Below are 17,932 nucleotides of genomic sequence, written 5' to 3' on the forward strand. Positions count from 1 at the left end.
CAATGGGGTGCATCATCATGCGCTATCAGTGCAAGCCTGCCACGTATATGGACAAGGCCTCTATATCCTGATCGGTCAGCTTCTTGGCAACGTCCCGCATCATGCTGTTCGGGTCGTTATCACGGGCAGCCGCACGAAACGCAGTGAGCTGGGCCTTGATATAAGCAGGATGTTGGCCGGACAGACTCGGATATTTGGCCTGCTCGACACCCGAGCCCCGTGGACCATGACAAGCGGTACAAGCAGCCAGACCACGGCTCATGTCACCACCCATATAGAGCGCTTTACCCGCTGCTACAGCGTCATCAGGCACCGCAATCGGTGTTACCTTCTGGCTGGAAAAGTAGGCAGCGAGGTCTTCCATGTCCTGGTCGGACAGGGGGAGAGCCATAGGCCCCATAATGGGCGCAACCCGACCAATTTGGCCAGAAGCTGCAGCCTTCAGTTCAACTAATTGCTTTTTGATATATGATGCGTGCTGACCAGCAATCTTGGGGTACATATCGACAAGGCTGTTTCCGTCCGGTCCATGACAAGCCGCACACACGGCAGCCTTGGATTGTCCCGCAGCGGCATCGCCCTTGGCTTGTGCCATCCCCGTTACGCCAACCATCAGAGCAAGAGTAATGACTAGGTTCTTCATGGCGTTCCAACTTCTCGTTATTAGGCTTCCAGATCCCATGCCGCTGAAGGCATGTTAAAATAAACGCGTTTAAGCGACGCCATTTTACACGATTTCACAAAAAAGTAACTCTATAACCCTCTATCTCTATGGGGAATTTACGTTGGATACACAAACTCTAAATTTCAATAAGGTGCATTTTGTGACCAGCGCACCCGACATCCGTCACCTGCCAAATGATGGGGGTGTCGAGATTGCGTTTGCCGGCCGTTCCAATGCCGGTAAGTCATCTGCATTGAACACCTTAACCAAGCACAAGAACCTGGCTCGCACCAGTAAGACCCCGGGTCGCACCCAGCTGATCAACCTGTTTGAACTGGAACCGGGCAAGCGTCTGGTCGATCTGCCGGGCTATGGTTATGCACAAGTACCGCTGGAAATGAAGCTCAAGTGGCAAAAGTCACTGGCAGAATACCTGCAGCGTCGTGAGTCATTGAAAGGCCTGGTGATCCTGATGGACATACGTCACCCGCTCAAAGATACCGACATGAACATGCTGGAGTGGAGCTCCCACCGTGAACTGCCGGTTATGCTGCTGCTGACCAAAGCGGACAAGCTAAGCCCGGGTCCCCGCAACAATCAGGTCATCAAGGTTCGTCAGGCCATTGCCGACCTGGGCCCGCAGATACAGGTAGAAGCCTTCTCCTCCCTCAACAATATCGGGGTGGAAAAACTGGCCCAGACCCTGTCTGGCTGGTATCTGGCCGGGGCAGACGAGATCGCCGAAGGTGATGAACAAGAGCAGATAGAGGAATAATGCATTCCTTCATCATTCTGCTCTTCCCTCCTTGCAATTGGCGGAGTTGACCCTCCGCTGATTGAAAAACTTTCAGTTGGATGACGTCCCGCCAACCCTCAATACCCGCCTATGCACTCCCACAAGAAATTTGATAAAAGCCCTTTTTAACAGTTTTGTGACAAGTTAATTTCCATTAGAAATCAACTTGTCATCCTCATGGCAACGTTTTCATATTTCTGCCATGGAGCAGAAGGCACATCACTCAATAAGTACAGAAATGAAATTTTATTACATGATGGTAGGGAGAGGGGGGGATAAAAATGAGACCGGCACCACTGGTGCGGTATCGGCCTGCAACAATCAGCTCAAAAATGGGGAAGAGGCTAAATCTTGAGAACAAAGGCAACTGGTTTTCCTCAAGAATCCCCTTCATTCTAACAAACACGTGGCAAGCTTAAAGCTTTTACTCTAATTATCACACGTAAAAAAACACCCCGACGAATACTCATCGGGGTCGCTATTCAGCCACATTCAATTACGTGAAATAAAAGGTCTGAAAGATAGAACATCTAACCTCTGTACCCTACGTTGCTAACTGTATAGCAAAGCAGCAGAAAGTGAAAGTAATTTATGTAATTTAGTTTCACGTAAAATAAATTACAAAAAACACTCTGTTTTTCATATAGATAAAAAAATCCCCAGTACGAATACCGGGGCGTTATAAAGGTGACTAGCTAGCACTTCCTCAACTATCTAGTTAGTCAGCGGTATTCCACACAAGTTCCGCTGCTTTGAGAAAAAACTCTAAAAAACTTAGAGATAGATGGCCCCATCTTCTGCAAACTCTTGTTCTTCAATGAGTTTCTCAGCCAAGTCTTCAATGTCGAAGCGCACACTCTCGAAGGCGCGTAGTATGCCCTCCTCCCTGACGAGGGAGAGGCCAGTCATCTTTTCCAGACGCCGGCGACTGATGTAGCAATCGACCAGAGCCCCTCTCTGCTGGGCCGGAAAATGGATCCGCTGTTCGTGCGGTTGCCAGTCCGCCAGTTCGGGAAACAGTATGCCTTGGTTCATAGGGTCCCCAGATTTCGTTTGAGTTCTCTCAATACCTGTTGAGTCCCTGGCCGGATGCCGCGCCACACGGTAAAGGCCTCAGCCGCCTGCTCGACCAGCATGCCCAGCCCATCCATGACTTGGCAAGCCCCCTGCTGTCTAGCCCAGCCGATGAAGGGGGTATCCGAGGTACCATACATCATGTCGTAGATGGCAATATCGGCGTGGATCAGCGCGGGGGCGAGGGGCGGTAGCTCTCCTTGAAGGCTGGCAGAAGTGGAATTGATGATGAGATCGAATACTCCCTCCAGCAGCTCATAGCGCTGGGCCATGACCCCCCCCAGATCGTGAAACTCGGCCGCCAGTTGCTCCGCCTTGGCGTGGGTGCGGTTGGCTATCACCAATTCACTCGGCAGCTCGGCCAGCAGCGGTGCCAGCGCACCACGAGCCGCCCCTCCTGCACCTAGCAGCAGGATCCGGCAGCCCGTCAGGATCACGCCGTGAGCCTTAAGATCAGCCACCAGACCGGCACCATCTGTATTGTCCCCCAGCAACACGCCATCATCGGTCAGCTTGATGGTATTGACGGCCCCCGCCCGCTTGGCCCTGGGGCTCAAGCGGTCAACCAGCGCAAACGTCTGCTCCTTGAAGGGCACTGTGACATTGCACCCCTTCCCTCCCTCGGCAAAGAAGCTGCGCAGGCTATCGGCAAACTCGTCGACAGCGGGCTCTGCCAGACCATATTCCAACTCTTGCTGGGTCTGCCTGGCAAACAGGGTGTGAATAAAGGGGGATTTGCTGTGGCGCACCGGGTGGCCAAAAACCAGATAACGATCCATCAAAGAGTTCCATCAGAGGGCAATATTCCGATTTAACGGGTTTTCGCACTCAGGAACAAGCTGAATATCGGCCAATAAAAAGGGGCCGTTATGGCCCCTCGGGTCACAGCCACTCCCGCGGCGTGAGGTAATCGGTGTAGAGCAAGGCCTCCGGGCTGCCCGCCTCCGGCTGCCAGTCATACTCCCAACGTGCCAGCGGTGGCATCGACATCAGGATCGACTCGGTACGTCCGCCGGTCTGCAGCCCGAACAGGGTGCCCCGGTCATACACCAGATTGAACTCCACGTAACGACCGCGGCGATAGAGCTGGAACTCCCGCTCCCGCTCGCCATAAGGCTGAGCCTTGCGCCGCTCGACAATCGGCAGGTAGGCATCGAGATAGCCCTTGCCGACCGCCTGCATGAAGGCAAAACAATCCGCAAACGGCCAGCGATTCAGGTCATCGAAGAAGAGGCCACCCACGCCGCGTGTCTCGTTGCGATGCTTGAGGAAAAAGTAGCGATCGCACCAGGATTTGAACTCGGGGTAGACCTGCTCGCCAAAGGGTTGGCAGAGGTCGTGCGATACCCGGTGCCAGTGCTGTACATCTTCGGCAAACGGGTAGAAGGGCGTCAAATCGAAACCACCACCAAACCACCAGATGGGCTCTTCGCCTTCCTTCTCGGCAATGAAGAAACGGACGTTGGCGTGGCTGGTCGGCACATAGGGGTTGTGTGGATGGATCACCAGCGACACCCCCATGGCTTCGAACTTGCGACCCGCCAGCTCGGGCCTATGGGCCGTCGCAGAGGCAGGCATGGCATCGCCATAGACATGGGAAAAATTGACGCCCCCCTGTTCGATCACGGCGCCATGGCGCAACACGCGGGTACGACCACCACCGCCGCCCTCACGACACCAGGCATCTTCCACAAAGTGCCCGGTACCATCGGCCTGCTCCAGGCCACGGCAGATCTCGTCCTGCAACTGCAACAGGAAGGCCTTGACCTGGGCCACGTCCGGTTTGCTCATCTTGTCTCCAGTCAGGCAGGATCTTGAACGCCCTGTCCATTTTTATAGTTGAATCAATTCGGTGAGCTCACCGCTCAGCGAATTGATGGCAAATCATGACGCATCCGCCCGCTCAGGAGGGGCGAATAATGGCGCCGGTACGGGCGTCCTTGATCTCGGATGGGTTGGCTTGACCACCCACGTCACCGGGCAGGATATAGGCCAACTTGCTGGCCAGCCGCTCACCGATATCGGCCACCCGACGAGCAGGCTCCTCGCCGGTCAGGTTGGCGCTGGTAGAGACCAGCGGCTTACCAAAGGCGCGGCACAACGCCTGCACCTGAGGATGAGCCGTCACGCGCACCGCCAGGGTCTCGAACTGCCCGGTCAGCCATGAGGGCGTATCAGGCTTCGCAGGCATGACCCAGGTAAAGGGACCGGGCCAGCTGGCTTCAACCCGTGCCAGCTGCTCGGCGCTGAGCTGGCTCACATTGATATATTCTTGCAGCTGCGCCAGATCGGCAGCGATCAGGATCAACCCCTTCTCCACCGGACGCTGCTTGATGGTAAGCAGTCGCTGCACCGCAACTTCGGAGTCGGGATCACAACCAAGACCAAACACGGCCTCGGTCGCATAAGCGATCACCCCTTCCTGTTGGAGAGCAGCAACCGCCTGTTCAAATTCATTTGGCATAGGAAAAATGCGGCAGCCAGGCTACCGCCTCGTCACTTGGAAGCAAGTTGAACCGATATGGCGGCGATCATGGCGAAGTGACGTTTTTGCTGTAGCACAGAAAATACGACACTTCCGGAGCACCACCCGTTCACTTACTTGAGTTGAGCCTGCAGGGCGGCATCCTTGGCCATCACCTCTTCGGCATTCTTCTGGCGTTCGGCCCGAACCTTGGCCGCCAGTTCATCATCGGCTACTGCCAGCATCTGGGCTGCCAGATAGCCCGCGTTCTTGGCACCGGCCTTGCCGATCGCTACGGTTGCCACTGGCACGCCACCCGGCATCTGCACGGTAGAGAGCAGCGCATCCAGTCCCTTGAGCGGGCCTCCATCAATGGGCACCCCAATCACGGGACGGGTGGTGATACCGGCAACAGCACCGGCCAAGTGAGCCGCCAGACCGGCAGCACAGATAAAGACCTTGCAGCCACGGGCTTCGGCATCGGTCACATACTGATGAGTCGCAGCCGGGGTACGGTGCGCAGAGGTAACCTTGACTTCCACTGTGATATCAAACGACTTGAGGATCTCAAGGGTAGATTGCATCACGGGAAAATCAGAATCAGAGCCCATCAATACGGCAACAAAGGGTTTATTCATGGTGGGAATTTCCTTACTCCAAATGGGGTTGAAGTTCGCCGAAAACGTTTCAATCTGGTTACGGCGGCGGGATTATACCTGCTCACTTTGATGGCCGCATTTCTTTTGCGGGCAGATCCACCTCAGATTTCCCCTTACTTTCTTCTCCACCATGATGCCCCAGCCACATTCGGGACAAGGCATAGAGATAGGCTTGTCGTTCACCACATATTTACAATGTGGATACCCATCGCAGGAGTAAAACTGCTTGCCATAACGTGACGTGCGACTCACCAGATGACCCTTGCCACAATCAGGACAGAGGATCTGGGTATCGTCGCATTCCTGCAAGGATTCGATGTGCTGGCAGGCCGGGTACTGGGTGCACCCCACAAACAGGCCATAACGCCCCTTTTTGATCGCCAGCGGCTGGCCGCAATCCGGGCAGGCCGAGCCCTCAAGCACTTTCTCGATGTCGCGGCCGGATGGCGTCAGGGAACGGATATAGTCACAGGCAGGATAGGCAGAGCAGCCGAGGAAGGGACCATGCTTGCCCTGTCGGATCAGCAACTCGGCACCACACTGCGGGCAGGGCTCTCGCTCAAATGCCTGCTCGTGGACAGAAAAGAGATGATGATCGATTTTTGACATGGGCCGCGCCTTGAAATCCAGATGGCCTGAATTCTACCAGCGCGGCACCGGACTGTCAGTGAATGACGCCGTCTGACTCATCAAACACCAGCTCTTCCATCTGCTGGTAGGCATTTTCACTGCCCGGTACGTTGAACAGCACCATCATGACGACCCACTTCAAGTCATCCAGCTCGATATCCGGCTTGTCCAGCTCGAGCAGGCGCTCGATGCAGATCTCTCGGGTTTCGGCATTCAGTACCTGAGCCTGTTCCAGGAAGAGCAGGAAGCCACGGCATTCGGTGCTGAGGCGAGTCAGCTCTTGCGGGGCATAGATACGCATCGAGCCTTGCGCGCTGGCGGTGACGTACACCTCCCGCTCGCTATCGTGCAGGTTGGCCAGTCGCTCCAGCCAGTCGAGCGCCTTGTCGATTTCTTCTTTATCGAAACCGGCCCGGCTCAACTCGTCGGTGAGCTCATCCTGCTCGATCATCACATCTGCATCGCTGTGGATGTAGGTCTCGAAAAGGTACATCAATACATCAAACATGATTCGCCCTCCTCGCTCTGACGTATCCACCGGCTACCGCCATCACTGCGCCGCAAAGCTCCAGCTCTACCAACCTGCCCAATACCACCTCGACAGGAAGCTGGGCCCGTTCGGCGACGGTATCCACGCTCGTGGTCTCATAATCTACGTTATCCAACAAATCGGCATAAGGCAATTCGCTATTATGCCGTTGCTCAGGCAATTCAGCCGGTTTCCGTGCCAGGCTGACCAATCCGGGAAACTCTTCCACTATATCGGCCGCGCTCAACACAAGTTTGGCCCCCTGCTGGATTAATTTGTTGCAGCCCAGCGCCTGCAGATTCTGCGGCGCACCGGGAACGGCAAATACCTCGCGCCCCTGCTCCAGCGCGTAACGGGCCGTGATGAGTGAGCCACTCTGTTCGGCCGCCTCCACCACTAGCGTCCCTCGCGCCAGTCCGCTGATGATGCGATTACGACGAGGGAAATGTTCGGCCAGCGGCCCCTTGTCCGGCGCCAGCTCGGAGATGAGCGCACCCGCGTTCTCCAGGATCTGGCCAGCCAGTCCCTGATGACGCTTGGGGTAGAGGCAGTCGAGACCGGAACCCAGTACGGCGAGTGTAACACCACCGGTCGCCAGGGCCTGCTGATGACAGACACCATCGATACCGAGCGCGAGTCCCGAGGTGATCGCCAGACCGCACGCCACCAGTTCCGCACACAGGCGGGCGGCATTGTCCTTGCCGGCATAGGTGGGGTGACGTGTACCGACCATCGCCAGCTGTGGAACAGACAAGGCGGCAAGATTGCCACGACAGTAGAGCAGCAAGGGGGCGGCAGGGATCTCTTTCAACAAGTCAGGATAGGCGGGGTCATCGGGGCAGATCAGGTGATTACCAGGCTCGGTGGCCCAACGCAGCCCCTGATCAACCGAAGGTAGTGGCCATCTGAGCTGCCGGATCTGGGCCGAGTGCAGGCCAAGCGCCCGTAAATGGCCATCATCACTCTCAAACAGGGCTGCAATATCGCCACCAAAGTGAGCAAGCAGGCGGGCGGCAGTGACTGGGCCGATACCGGTGACGGCATCCAGCGTCAACCACAGCGAGACCCGCTCGAGTGGAGGTGGCACGTTAGAAGTTACTGACCTGATAGCCGGAGCTGACCATGTCCTGGCTCTGCATGATGAGACCGTAGCTCAGCTTGTCATACACCTTGAACAACATGACTCGGGCCACAGCTTCCGAAGGCAAGGGTGGTTTGCCGGTCGAGTAGAAGGCCTTGTTGTAGACGGAAGAGTACTCCTTGTACGACACCTTGCCGTTCTTGCTCACCAGCGTGGCGCCGGGACGCCGGACCTCCAGCACATCGCCGGGGGCAAGCTGATCCCGCAGCCCTTTGTTGATGAGCACGACATCAAACTTGCCACCACCACGGGCCTTGCTCGGCAGATCGACTATGTAACCCGGTGAAATCACGGGCGCCGCCTTCGGGGTGAACACGGCAGAGAGAGTTTCCTGTGGCGGCAAAGGCATCACCTTGTCTCCCTGATACACCTCTCGCTGATTGTGACTGAGGGTAACCCGGGTGCGATCATCCGGCAGCCGCTCCTCGGCTCTGGCCGTGCCGACAAAGACCGCCTCCTGCCCCAGCAGCTCGCCGGTTTGCTTGTCCTTATAAACGACACCGGGATGATAGATGCCGTAGTCCTGACCTGGCGTCAGCGATCCCTGCACATAGAGGGTGTCGCCCTCCAGCATACCGATATGGGCCTCATTGTTGCCAAGCACATAGGGCAGCTGTTTCGCTTGCTGGTTGTCGGCCAGAATGTGGTCGGTTTGCAGGAAGGGGCCTATTTCGCTGAGCGGCAGCATCGGGACCGGATTGGCCTTATTCTCGACGCGGCTCTTGGGTGAGAGGTGGACTACCTGCTTGCCCCCCTCTGTCGCCTTGCCGAGCAGGGGGTAGCTCCAGTGCGGATTGGCAATCTGGGGATTGACGTTCCACAGGCGGTGCAAGAGCCCGGTCTCTGCCAGATACTGGCCAGCAATATCCAAGAGGGTGTCGCCTTTTTGAACGGTATGACGCTCGGGATAACCCACTTGCAATTTCAACTGATCGGCCAAGGCACTCTGGCTCAGAGTGGCCAGCAGGCAGGCGAGGATGGTTTGCTTCAGATACATAACACTCCCTGTTACTTCTGCGCGCAAAGTGTTGCTGTTTTTTGTCGGCGTAAATGACTAGAATTACGCCAATATTGACTGCATTTATACGAAACTAAAGAAAAAACTATGGCCATTCTAGATGTATTGCGTTTTCCCGATGAACGTCTGCGCACTATAGCAGCCCCTGTCGAGACCTTTACACCCGAGTTACAACACATTGTAGATGATATGTTCGAAACCATGTACGCGGAGGAAGGCATAGGCCTTGCCGCCACTCAGGTCGACATTCATCAGCGCATCATAGTGATCGATGTCTCTGAAAACCGTGAAGATCCTCTGGTATTGATCAACCCCGAGATCCTCGAGCAATCCGGCAGCACCGGCATCGAAGAGGGTTGCCTCTCCGTGCCCGAGCACCGCGCTCTGGTACCACGCGCCGAACAGGTCAAAATCCGCGCGCTGGATCGCAACGGCAAGCCGTTCGAGCTGGCAACAGACGATCTGCTCGCTATCTGCATACAGCATGAGATGGATCATCTGGTCGGCAAGCTGTTTGTGGACTACTTGTCCCCGCTCAAGCGCCAGCGCATTCGCCAGAAGCTGGAAAAGATGGCCCGTGAAGATCGCAAAATCCTCTGAGGACCTGCCCCATTGAATAAGCTGAAACTGATTTTTGCCGGTACTCCCGACTTCGCCGCCCGTCATCTGGCGGCGTTGTTGTCTTCCGACCACGAGGTCGTTGCCGTTTATACCCAGCCTGACAAACCGGCCGGCCGTGGTCAGAAGCTCACTGCCAGCCCGGTCAAAGAGCTGGCCCTGACCCACAATCTACCGGTTTACCAACCTGCCTCGCTGCGCAATGAAGAGGCGCAGGCCGAACTGGCAGCTCTTGGTGCCGATCTCATGGTGGTAGTGGCCTATGGTCTGATCCTGCCCAAGGTGGTGCTCGATACTCCCCGTCTCGGTTGCATCAACGTGCACGGCTCCCTGCTGCCGCGCTGGCGCGGCGCGGCGCCGATCCAGCGCGCCATCTGGGCGGGCGATGCCGAGACCGGCGTCACCATCATGCAGATGGATGTGGGGCTGGATACCGGCGCCATGATCCGCAAGGTGAGCTGCCCTATCGCCGCCGACGAAACCTCTACCAGCCTGTACGACAAGCTGGCCGGGCTGGGCCCGCAGGCGCTGGTCGATACCCTGAATGCAATGGCGGCCGGTGACACGGCTGCCGAGCAGCAGGACGATTCTCTGGCCAACTATGCCCAGAAGCTCTCCAAGGAAGAGGCCCGCATCGACTGGTCGATGGAGGCCGTTGCCATCGAGCGCTGCATCCGCGCCTTCAATCCCTGGCCCATTAGCTGGTTCGAGGTCGCCGGCCAGACCATCAAGGTGTGGCAAGCCGAAGTAGTGGATAGCAACCATGGCCAACCCGCAGGCACCCTGCTCAAGGCCAACAAGCAGGGGATCGACATTGCCACCGGCAAGGGCGTGCTGCGCCTGCTGACCCTGCAACCACCCGGCAAGAAGGCCATGTCCGTCTCGGATCTGCTCAACTCTCGCCGCGACTGGTTTGAACCCGGCACGCAATTGAATTGAACCAAGCGGGGCCCAGGCCCCGACTTGCGCATCTAAGGTAACATTATGAAAACACGTGCACAGGCCGCTCTCGTTATTCAACAGGTGCTGGATCAGGGTCAATCTCTCTCCGCTGTTCTGCCTGCTGCCCAGGAGAAGGTTGCGCCCCGCGATCGCGCCCTCCTGCAAGAACTCTGCTACGGCACCCTGCGCTGGCTGCCCCGCCTCGATGCAGCGGTCAACGAGATGATGGACAAGCCGCTCAAGAACAAGAGCCGCATCTTCCACTATCTGATCCTGGTCGGTCTCTATCAGCTCATCTACACCCGCATTCCGGCACACGCCGCCGTGGCCGAAACAGTCAACGCCGTCAAGCTGCTCAAGGGTACCTCCTTGCGCGGCCTCATCAATGGCGTGCTGCGCAACTTCCAGCGCAGCGCTGAAGTCATTCTGCTACGCATCGACCGCGTTCCCAGCATTTGCCTAGGCCACCCCGAGTGGCTCACCAAGCGCCTGCGCCAGGCCTATCCCGAAGATTGGGAATTCATCATGGAGGCCAACAACCAGCGCCCGCCCATGTGGATCCGTAACAACAGCCAGCGCCAGAGCCGCGAGCAGATGCTGGCCCGCATGGCCGAAGTGAGCATCAATGCGGTGGCCGGTGAGGAAGGGGAAGATTGCATCCTGCTGGAACGCCCTTGCGACGTAACCAAGCTGCCCGGCTTCGAGTCAGGTGACTGCTCGGTACAGGATGGCGCGGCGCAACAGGCCGCCCGACTGCTCGACCCGCAACCGGGCGAGTGGGTGCTGGATGCCTGCGCCGCCCCCGGTGGCAAGACAGCTCACCTGCTTGAACGTCAACCCGCCCTGGCTGGCGTGGTGGCCGTCGATGCCGACGAACACCGCCTCAAGCGGGTGCAGGAAAACCTGGATCGCATCGGCCTCAAGGCCGAGGTGATCCACGGTGATGCCAGCACCCCGGAACTCTGGTGGCCAAAGGGTCAGTTCGATCGCATCCTGCTGGATGCCCCCTGCTCCGCCACCGGTGTCATCCGCCGCCACCCCGACATCAAGTGGCTGCGCCGGGATCAGGACATCCGTGAGCTGGCCGAGCTGCAACGCCGTATTCTGATCGCCCTCTGGTCGAAACTGAAAAGCGGCGGTACTCTGCTTTACGCCACCTGCTCAGTGCTGCCGGAAGAGAACCGCGAACAGATCCGTGCCTTCCTGGCAGCCACCCCGGATGCCACCCTGGTGCCGCTGCACGAACAGGATACCCCGGCATGTCCGGGCCGCCAGTTCCTGCCGGGCGAAGCCGAAATGGATGGCTTCTACTATGCCAAGCTGCTCAAACGGTAAGCAGGGCAGTGGCCATGAAGATGACGGGTGCCGGTTGACGGCACCCATTACTGCGCAATATCGAGCACGCTCTCCCTATGAAAATCATCATGTTGATGACTGACCCTGACCATACTGGCAGCCGTTGCAACACATCCTCGTTCCCTGAGGGGTTCCTATGAAGATCATCATTCTGGGTGCCGGCCAGGTCGGTGGCACCCTGGCCGAGAACCTGGCCGGCGAGAACAATGACATCACCATCGTCGATACCGACAGCGACCGCTTGCGGGAGCTGCAGGACAAGTTCGACCTGCGGGTGGTGAACGGCCACGGCGCCCACCCCAAGGTGCTGCGCGAAGCGGGCGCCCAGGATGCAGACATGCTGGTCGCGGTCACCAACAGTGACGAGACCAACATGATCGCCTGCCAGGTTGCCTACTCCCTGTTCAACACCCCGAACAAGGTAGCGCGCATTCGATCGCCGGCCTATCTGGTGGAACGGGATCGCCTGTTTCTGCCGGAATCCGTGCCGGTGGATCACCTGATCGCCCCCGAGCAACTGGTGACCGACTATGTACGCCGGTTGATCGAATATCCAGGTGCGCTTCAGGTGGTGGACTTTGCCGGTGGCAAGGTGGGTCTGGTGGCGGTCAAGGCCTACTACGGCGGCCCTCTGGTGGGCAATGCCCTCTCCACCCTGCGGGATCACATGCCGAACATAGAGACCCGGGTGGCCGCTATCTTCCGCCAGAACCGCTCCATACGTCCGCAAGGCACCACCATCATAGAGGCGGATGACGAGGTCTTCTTCGTCGCCGCCGCTGGCCATATCCGGGCAGTGATGTCGGAACTGCAGCGGCTCGAGAGCCCCTATCGCCGCATCATGATCGTCGGCGGTGGCAACATAGGCGCCGGCCTCGCGCACCAGCTGGAGAAGCGCTACAGCGTCAAGTTGATCGAGCGTAACCAGAAGCGGGCGGAACAGCTGTCGGAGCTGCTGGAAAACACCATCGTCTTCTGCGGCGATGCAGCGGATCAAGAACTGCTGGCCGAGGAGCACATCGATCAGATCGACGTCTTCATCGCCGTGACCAACGAGGATGAGGCCAACATCATGTCGGCCCTGCTCGCCAAGAAGATGGGCGCCAAGAAGACCATGGTGCTGATCCAGCGCAGCGCCTACGTGGATCTGGTGCAGGGTGGATCCATCGACATCGCCATTTCGCCGCAGCAGGCCACCATCTCGGCCCTGCTGACCCACGTGCGCCGGGCCGACATCGCCAACGTCTACAGCCTGCGCCGCGGTGCAGCCGAGGCCATCGAGGCCATCGCCCACGGTGACGAAAACACCTCCAAGGTGGTGGGCAAGACGGTGGGTGAGCTCAAGCTGCCGCCCGGCACCACCATAGGCGCCATAGTGCGCGGTGATGAGGTGCTGATCGCCCACGATCGCACCCAGATCCAGCAGGATGACCATGTGGTGATGTTTCTGGTGGACAAGAAGTACATCCCGGAAGTGGAACGGCTGTTTCAGCCAAGTCCTTTCTTCCTGTAACCTGCCCATGCCCCCAGGCAACGCAAACCTGACCCGGCACAACCTCCCAAACGGATTGTCCGGGTCTTTTGTCAATCAACGATCAGGTTATCCTGCATGATCAAGCTGCGTCCCATCATCTTCACCCTAGGGCTGGTGCTCTCCAAGTTGGCCCTGTTCATGTGGCTGCCCACCCTGCTGGCGCTGCTCACCGGCTCCGAGGGCTTCGTCGAGTTCCTCAAATCCGTGCTGATCACCCACGGTGCCGCCCTGCTCTGCCTGCACCACGGTCGCAAGGCAGAGTTTCACCTCGGCGTGCGCGAGATGTTCCTGCTCACCACCTCTGTCTGGGTAGTCGCCTGCATCTTCGGGGCTCTGCCCTTCTTCTTCTTCAACCACATCGACTTCACTGACGCTTACTTCGAGACCATGTCCGGCGTCACCACCACGGGTTCCACCGTACTGTCAGGGCTCGACGACATGGCCCACAGCATCTTGCTGTGGCGATCAATACTGCAGTGGCTGGGGGGCGTGGGCTTCATCGTGATGGCGGTGGCTGTGCTGCCCTACCTCAACGTGGGCGGCATGAAGCTGTTCCAGACCGAAAGCTCGGATTGGTCGGACAAGAGCGCACCGCGCGCCAAGACGGTGGCCAACAACATAGTGGTGGTCTATCTGGTGCTCTCCATGTGCTGCTTCCTCGCCTACTGGGTAAGCGGCATGACGCTGTTCGAGGCGGTCAACCACACCATGACCACTCTCAGTACCGGGGGCTATTCCACCTCGGATCAATCCATGTCGCACTTCTCCAACTCGGCACACTGGATCGGCACCCTCTTCATGTTCCTCGGCGGCCTGCCCTTCCTGCTCTATGTGCAGAGCCTGAGTCACCGTGACACCAGCCTGCTCAAGGATGCCCAGGTTCAGGGTTTCTTCTGGCTGGTGGTATGGGTCACGATCGTGGTCACCCTCTACCTGTGGATCAGAGACATTTACGGCTTTATGGATGCCCTGCGCGTCAGCAGCTTCAATATCGTCTCTGTGCTCACCACCACTGGGTATGGCCTCGGCGATTTTGGCACCTGGGGGCCGCTCACCAGCATCATCTTTATCATCTTGCTGGCACTGGGCGCCTGTTCCGGCTCCACCGCCGGCGGCCTCAAGGTATTCCGGGTACAGGTGGCGTTCGCCCTGTTCAAGAAGCAAATGCGCCAGTTGATGCACCCCTCCGCCGTCTTTCCGCAGAAGTACAACGGTCGCCAGGTCAACGACGCCATCATCCGCTCCATGATCTCGTTCGTGCTGGCTTACTTCGCCGTCATACTGCTTATCGCCGCCCTGCTCGCCGCCATCGGGCTGGATCCCCTGACGGCCATCTCGGGCTCCATCACGGCGGTGGCCAACGTAGGCCCGGGCATGGGCCCCATCATTGGTCCCAGTGGAAATTTTGCCACCCTGCCGGACTCGGCCAAGTGGATACTGTCGTTCGGCATGCTGCTGGGGCGGCTCGAGATCCTGACGGTGGCCGTGATCTTCTTCCCCTCCTTCTGGAAGCAGTAGCGCCGCCAATCAAGGCTGCGACGCTGCCCGGCCAGACTCGGGTGAGGAAATGCAAGAAGGGCAGCCAATGGCTGCCCTTCTTCATCTCATGCTGTGCGGGACCCTCTGCCTCACTCGGCAGACTCTTCCCGCTCCAGTGCGCGGTTGACCAACGGCTCGGGCAGCGTCTTGGTCACCTCGACCCCCAGCTCGCGAAAGCGCTCGGCCTGGGCGATCAGGTTGCCTCGGCCGTTGACCAGCCGCCCCATCGCCTTGTCGTAACTCTCCTGCGCCTTGTGCAGGCTCCCCCCCATCTGCTGCATCTCTTCCACGAACAGCCGCAGCTTCTCGTAGAGGCGCCCGGCCCGCTCGGCAATCTGGCGAGCATTCTGGTTCTGCCGCTCGTAGCGCCACAAGTTTTCGATGGTGCGCAGCGCCACCATCAGGTTGGTGGGGCTCACCAGCAGTATGTTGTTGTCGAGGCCGTAGCGCACCAGGGAGGGATCGGCCTCCAGAGCGGTGAGGAAGGCCGGCTCCACCGCCACAAACATCAGCACATAGTCGAGGGTGCGTACCCCCGGCAGTTGCTGGTAATCCTTACGGCCCAGCTCGCGGATATGGTTGCGCACCGAGGCCACGTGCTCCTTCAGCGCCACTGCCTTCTCCAGCACGTCGTCGGCGTTGTACCAGCGCTCGTAGGCGGTCAGCGACACCTTGGCATCTATGATAATGTCTTTTTCCTGAGGCAAGTGGACTATCACGTCAGGCTGATAGCGCTTGCCCTTGTCCACTTCTATGTTGACCTGGGTGTGGTACTCGTGACCCTCGCGCAGGCCGCATTCGCTGAGAATTCGGGCCAGCACCACCTCACCCCAGTTGCCCTGCTGCTTGCTGTCGCCCTTGAGGGCGCGGGTCAGAGCTGCCGCCTCTTCGGTCATACGGGCATTGAGCTCGGCAAGGCGCTCCAGCTCGAACTTGAGGCTGTGGCGCTGGGCCGTCTCCTGGGCGTGGGTCTCTCCCACCTGACGGCGAAAGCCCTCGAGCTGCTCTTTGAGCGGAGTCAGCAGCAGATCGAGACTGTTCTGGTTCAGTTCGCGGAAGTTACCGGAGTTTTGCTCGAAAATCCGGTTGGCGAGGTTTTCAAACTGCTGGCTGAGACGCAGCTCGGCGTCCCGCTGCAATTGCAGCTTCTCGGCGGCGGCCAGCCGTTCACTGCGCAGGGTGGCTTCGGCATCCTTGAGGCGGGCGGTGAGCTTGATGAGCAGAGTCTGCTGCTGATCCAGCTTCTGCTGGCCCTGCATCCGCTCGTCCTGCAGCTCGTCGAAGCGATCCTGCAACACCTGGTGACGTTCCTGGCTCAGCAACAACGCCTGCGCCTGTGCGCTGGCGGCACGTCGCCCCGCCAGCCAGCCAACCCCGAGGGCGATCAGGGCGACCAGCAGTGCCGGCCCCCAGCTCGCCAGGTCGATCATTTACGGCCCCGCTGACGCAGGAAGAGCTCGAGGTAACGGTTGAGCAATAGCCAGATCAGCACATAGAGGAGGTAGGCCGCCAGTACCACCCACTTGTGACTGTTAACCCCGGTGTCGAGCTCGGCGAACCCGATATCCTTGATGCGGCAGTAGGCCCACATCAACAGGGGGAAGATATACAACAGAGACGCACGCCACAGAAATAACCACATGAGTTCATTCAATCCCGCAAAAAGACTCGCCTAGCTTACACAAGGGCAACCCGGCTTGCGATCCTGCCCCGCGCTATTCTCTGGCTTGCCAGCGAAAACTTGGATAAAATTAACCCCTAATAGGTATAAGGGGTGGGCATGACTCATTTTTTCTGTCGATGGCTGATGCACGCATTGGGGGGCTCCCGCAAACCGGACGTGGTTTGTCACGAGGCACGCCCGCCCTGGGCCATCGAAGAGTCCCAGTACCTCTCCCTCTGCACCCGCTGCGGTGAATGCTTCAAGGCCTGTCCCAACCGCCTGCTCAAACCGGCAAGCCAATCCGAATACGAGGGCACTGCCATCGCTGGCACCCCTGTGCTGGATCTCGCCTGCGGCCAGTGCAGCTACTGTGGCAGCTGCGCCAGAGCCTGTCCGACCGGAGCCCTCGACCTGCAATGGGGACGCCAGGTGCAGACCCGGGTGCAGATAGAGGCGAGCTGTCAGGCCAAACAGGGCTTCTACTGCCTGCTGTGTGAAGATGCCTGCCCCCAGCTGGCGATCAAGGCCACCGCCGACGGCGTCAGCGTCAACATGGCGGCGTGCGATGGCTGTGGTGCCTGCGGTCTCGCCTGCTTCCATGGTGCCATCACCCTGATCCCCCAGCTCTGACCCGATCCGCCACCCTGGTCTCAAAAAACACCAGAAAGCACAAAGGGGCACCAAGGCCCCTTTGTCAGTCCCCCACAGCGTTTATGCCATGACCAGAGTGGAATCCTGTTCGATACCGAGCAAGTGGCAGAGACGGGTCGGATCCCGCACCGCATCGGCCAGGGTATATTCCCCCAGCACCTCGAGGAAGGCATTCATGGCGCGCCGTAGAATGCCCTGAATGCGGCAGCCACCGGAGAGGCGGCAGTTCTCGCGCTTGCAATCAACCGGGCAGAGCACGTGCTCCATGTCCATCACCACATCGCGCAAGTTGATGGAGACGGCGGAGCGACCGAGGCGGATGCCGCCATGCTTGCCACGTACCGTCTCTATGTAGCCCTTGATGCCGAGCTGATGCACTATCTTGACCACGTGGTTGCGGGAGATGGCAAAGGTATCGGCCACCTCCGTGATGGTCGACAGGCGATCTCCCGGCTGAACCGCCAAAAAAGTCAGGGTACGCAGGGCATAGTCGGTAAATCGTGTCAGTTGCATGGTCGCACTTGCCTCTTACTACAAGCCAGAAATCAGGACGACAACCTAAAGCTAAGAGGCGGGGCCGCGCTTGCGCTTGCACGGAGCACGCATCTTAATCTGAGTCGTGGAGTGACAAGGTTAAGAGCAGCTCAGGCGGGT

The 17,932-nt window shown here is 58.6% G+C and carries 20 protein-coding genes; 7 read left to right on the forward strand and 13 right to left on the reverse strand.

Annotated elements, in window-relative coordinates; genetic code table 11:
• Positions 1–25 precede the first annotated feature (25 nt).
• Positions 26–643, reverse strand: coding sequence for a c-type cytochrome (locus tag GWQ22_RS02930; protein ID WP_042033918.1), 618 nt, complete (start codon positions 641–643; stop codon positions 26–28).
• A gap of 142 nt (positions 644–785) precedes the next feature.
• Here GWQ22_RS02930 and yihA point away from each other — a divergent pair, with 142 nt between their 5' ends.
• Positions 786–1,439, forward strand: coding sequence for a ribosome biogenesis GTP-binding protein YihA/YsxC (gene yihA, locus GWQ22_RS02935; protein ID WP_042033919.1), 654 nt, complete (start codon positions 786–788; stop codon positions 1,437–1,439).
• Between the two features lie 795 nt (positions 1,440–2,234).
• Here the strand turns inward: yihA and GWQ22_RS02940 are convergent.
• The 9 genes from GWQ22_RS02940 to GWQ22_RS02980 form a co-directional block, all read right to left on the reverse strand.
• The gene (locus tag GWQ22_RS02940; protein ID WP_275929404.1) at positions 2,235–2,495 is read right to left on the reverse strand and encodes a DUF1488 domain-containing protein; all 261 of its coding nucleotides are present in this window, start codon (positions 2,493–2,495) and stop codon (positions 2,235–2,237) included.
• Positions 2,492–3,313 carry a shikimate dehydrogenase gene (gene aroE, locus GWQ22_RS02945; RefSeq protein ID WP_275929405.1) on the reverse strand — a complete coding sequence of 274 codons (822 nt, stop codon included), beginning with the start codon at positions 3,311–3,313 and terminating at the stop codon, positions 2,492–2,494. Before aroE ends, GWQ22_RS02940 begins: the two co-directional genes overlap by 4 nt.
• 103 nt (positions 3,314–3,416) lie before the next feature.
• Entirely contained in the window at positions 3,417–4,325 is a 909-nt protein-coding gene (gene hemF / locus GWQ22_RS02950; RefSeq protein ID WP_275929406.1) for an oxygen-dependent coproporphyrinogen oxidase, read from the reverse strand.
• A 112-nt stretch (positions 4,326–4,437) separates the two neighbouring features.
• Positions 4,438–4,998 carry an L-threonylcarbamoyladenylate synthase gene (locus GWQ22_RS02955; protein WP_275929407.1) on the reverse strand — a complete coding sequence of 187 codons (561 nt, stop codon included), beginning with the start codon at positions 4,996–4,998 and terminating at the stop codon, positions 4,438–4,440.
• A 134-nt stretch (positions 4,999–5,132) separates the two neighbouring features.
• On the reverse strand, positions 5,133–5,636 hold the full coding sequence (gene purE, locus GWQ22_RS02960) for a 5-(carboxyamino)imidazole ribonucleotide mutase (protein ID WP_042033925.1): 504 nt from the start codon (positions 5,634–5,636) through the stop codon (positions 5,133–5,135).
• Between the two features lie 72 nt (positions 5,637–5,708).
• Positions 5,709–6,266, reverse strand: a complete 558-nt coding sequence (locus GWQ22_RS02965; protein WP_275929408.1) for a topoisomerase DNA-binding C4 zinc finger domain-containing protein — start codon at positions 6,264–6,266, stop codon at positions 5,709–5,711.
• 55 nt (positions 6,267–6,321) lie between these two features.
• Positions 6,322–6,795, reverse strand: coding sequence for a DUF494 family protein (locus tag GWQ22_RS02970; RefSeq protein WP_275929409.1), 474 nt, complete (start codon positions 6,793–6,795; stop codon positions 6,322–6,324).
• A complete protein-coding gene (gene dprA / locus GWQ22_RS02975; RefSeq protein WP_275929410.1) occupies positions 6,788–7,903 on the reverse strand; it encodes a DNA-processing protein DprA in 1,116 nt (371 codons plus the stop codon). The genes GWQ22_RS02970 and dprA overlap by 8 nt, the downstream gene beginning before the upstream one ends.
• Position 7,904: 1 nt before the next feature.
• Entirely contained in the window at positions 7,905–8,954 is a 1,050-nt protein-coding gene (locus GWQ22_RS02980) for a LysM domain-containing protein (RefSeq protein ID WP_275929411.1), read from the reverse strand.
• A gap of 108 nt (positions 8,955–9,062) precedes the next feature.
• Here GWQ22_RS02980 and def point away from each other — a divergent pair, with 108 nt between their 5' ends.
• The 5 genes from def to GWQ22_RS03005 all read left to right on the forward strand — a co-directional run bounded on the left by def (position 9,063) and on the right by GWQ22_RS03005 (position 14,943).
• On the forward strand, positions 9,063–9,575 hold the full coding sequence (def, locus tag GWQ22_RS02985; RefSeq protein WP_275929412.1) for a peptide deformylase: 513 nt from the start codon (positions 9,063–9,065) through the stop codon (positions 9,573–9,575).
• A 12-nt stretch (positions 9,576–9,587) separates the two neighbouring features.
• Positions 9,588–10,532, forward strand: coding sequence for a methionyl-tRNA formyltransferase (gene fmt, locus GWQ22_RS02990; protein WP_275929413.1), 945 nt, complete (start codon positions 9,588–9,590; stop codon positions 10,530–10,532).
• 45 nt (positions 10,533–10,577) lie between these two features.
• On the forward strand, positions 10,578–11,870 hold the full coding sequence (rsmB, locus tag GWQ22_RS02995; RefSeq protein WP_275929414.1) for a 16S rRNA (cytosine(967)-C(5))-methyltransferase RsmB: 1,293 nt from the start codon (positions 10,578–10,580) through the stop codon (positions 11,868–11,870).
• Positions 11,871–12,027: 157 nt separating this feature from the next.
• Positions 12,028–13,404: a Trk system potassium transporter TrkA gene (gene trkA, locus GWQ22_RS03000; protein ID WP_042033934.1), complete on the forward strand. Its 1,377-nt coding sequence runs from the start codon at positions 12,028–12,030 to the stop codon at positions 13,402–13,404.
• A gap of 96 nt (positions 13,405–13,500) precedes the next feature.
• The gene (locus GWQ22_RS03005) at positions 13,501–14,943 is read left to right on the forward strand and encodes a TrkH family potassium uptake protein (protein ID WP_042033936.1); all 1,443 of its coding nucleotides are present in this window, start codon (positions 13,501–13,503) and stop codon (positions 14,941–14,943) included.
• A 110-nt stretch (positions 14,944–15,053) separates the two neighbouring features.
• Here GWQ22_RS03005 and rmuC read toward each other — a convergent pair whose 3' ends face one another.
• Together rmuC and GWQ22_RS03015 are read right to left on the reverse strand one after the other, a co-directional pair.
• The gene (rmuC, locus tag GWQ22_RS03010) at positions 15,054–16,394 is read right to left on the reverse strand and encodes a DNA recombination protein RmuC (RefSeq protein WP_275929415.1); all 1,341 of its coding nucleotides are present in this window, start codon (positions 16,392–16,394) and stop codon (positions 15,054–15,056) included.
• A complete protein-coding gene (locus GWQ22_RS03015; protein WP_042033938.1) occupies positions 16,391–16,606 on the reverse strand; it encodes a hypothetical protein in 216 nt (71 codons plus the stop codon). Before GWQ22_RS03015 ends, rmuC begins: the two co-directional genes overlap by 4 nt.
• A 138-nt stretch (positions 16,607–16,744) precedes the next feature.
• Between GWQ22_RS03015 and GWQ22_RS03020 the strand changes: the two genes are divergently transcribed.
• Complete coding sequence (locus tag GWQ22_RS03020; protein WP_275929416.1) at positions 16,745–17,257, forward strand: ferredoxin-type protein NapF; 513 nt, start codon at positions 16,745–16,747, stop codon at positions 17,255–17,257.
• An 81-nt stretch (positions 17,258–17,338) separates the two neighbouring features.
• On the opposite strand, the gene GWQ22_RS03025 is transcribed toward GWQ22_RS03020, so the two are convergent.
• Positions 17,339–17,791, reverse strand: coding sequence for an Rrf2 family transcriptional regulator (locus GWQ22_RS03025; protein ID WP_042033941.1), 453 nt, complete (start codon positions 17,789–17,791; stop codon positions 17,339–17,341).
• Positions 17,792–17,932 lie beyond the last annotated feature (141 nt).

This window comes from Aeromonas sp. 1HA1 (genome assembly GCF_029237385.1).
Lineage (GTDB): Bacteria > Pseudomonadota > Gammaproteobacteria > Enterobacterales > Aeromonadaceae > Aeromonas > Aeromonas popoffii.

Coding starts and splice junctions, on each gene's coding strand:
- rmuC (WP_275929415.1), bottom strand. CDS start 16,394: ATGATCGACCTGGCGAGCTGGGGGCCGGCACTGCTGGTCGCCCTGATC.
- GWQ22_RS02940 (WP_275929404.1), bottom strand. CDS start 2,495: ATGAACCAAGGCATACTGTTTCCCGAACTGGCGGACTGGCAACCGCAC.
- GWQ22_RS03020 (WP_275929416.1), top strand. CDS start 16,745: ATGACTCATTTTTTCTGTCGATGGCTGATGCACGCATTGGGGGGCTCC.
- hemF (WP_275929406.1), bottom strand. CDS start 4,325: ATGAGCAAACCGGACGTGGCCCAGGTCAAGGCCTTCCTGTTGCAGTTG.
- rsmB (WP_275929414.1), top strand. CDS start 10,578: ATGAAAACACGTGCACAGGCCGCTCTCGTTATTCAACAGGTGCTGGAT.
- GWQ22_RS03005 (WP_042033936.1), top strand. CDS start 13,501: ATGATCAAGCTGCGTCCCATCATCTTCACCCTAGGGCTGGTGCTCTCC.
- GWQ22_RS03025 (WP_042033941.1), bottom strand. CDS start 17,791: ATGCAACTGACACGATTTACCGACTATGCCCTGCGTACCCTGACTTTT.
- trkA (WP_042033934.1), top strand. CDS start 12,028: ATGAAGATCATCATTCTGGGTGCCGGCCAGGTCGGTGGCACCCTGGCC.
- aroE (WP_275929405.1), bottom strand. CDS start 3,313: ATGGATCGTTATCTGGTTTTTGGCCACCCGGTGCGCCACAGCAAATCC.
- GWQ22_RS02970 (WP_275929409.1), bottom strand. CDS start 6,795: ATGTTTGATGTATTGATGTACCTTTTCGAGACCTACATCCACAGCGAT.
- purE (WP_042033925.1), bottom strand. CDS start 5,636: ATGAATAAACCCTTTGTTGCCGTATTGATGGGCTCTGATTCTGATTTT.
- GWQ22_RS02955 (WP_275929407.1), bottom strand. CDS start 4,998: ATGCCAAATGAATTTGAACAGGCGGTTGCTGCTCTCCAACAGGAAGGG.
- GWQ22_RS02980 (WP_275929411.1), bottom strand. CDS start 8,954: ATGTATCTGAAGCAAACCATCCTCGCCTGCCTGCTGGCCACTCTGAGC.
- GWQ22_RS02930 (WP_042033918.1), bottom strand. CDS start 643: ATGAAGAACCTAGTCATTACTCTTGCTCTGATGGTTGGCGTAACGGGG.
- GWQ22_RS03015 (WP_042033938.1), bottom strand. CDS start 16,606: ATGTGGTTATTTCTGTGGCGTGCGTCTCTGTTGTATATCTTCCCCCTG.
- def (WP_275929412.1), top strand. CDS start 9,063: ATGGCCATTCTAGATGTATTGCGTTTTCCCGATGAACGTCTGCGCACT.
- GWQ22_RS02965 (WP_275929408.1), bottom strand. CDS start 6,266: ATGTCAAAAATCGATCATCATCTCTTTTCTGTCCACGAGCAGGCATTT.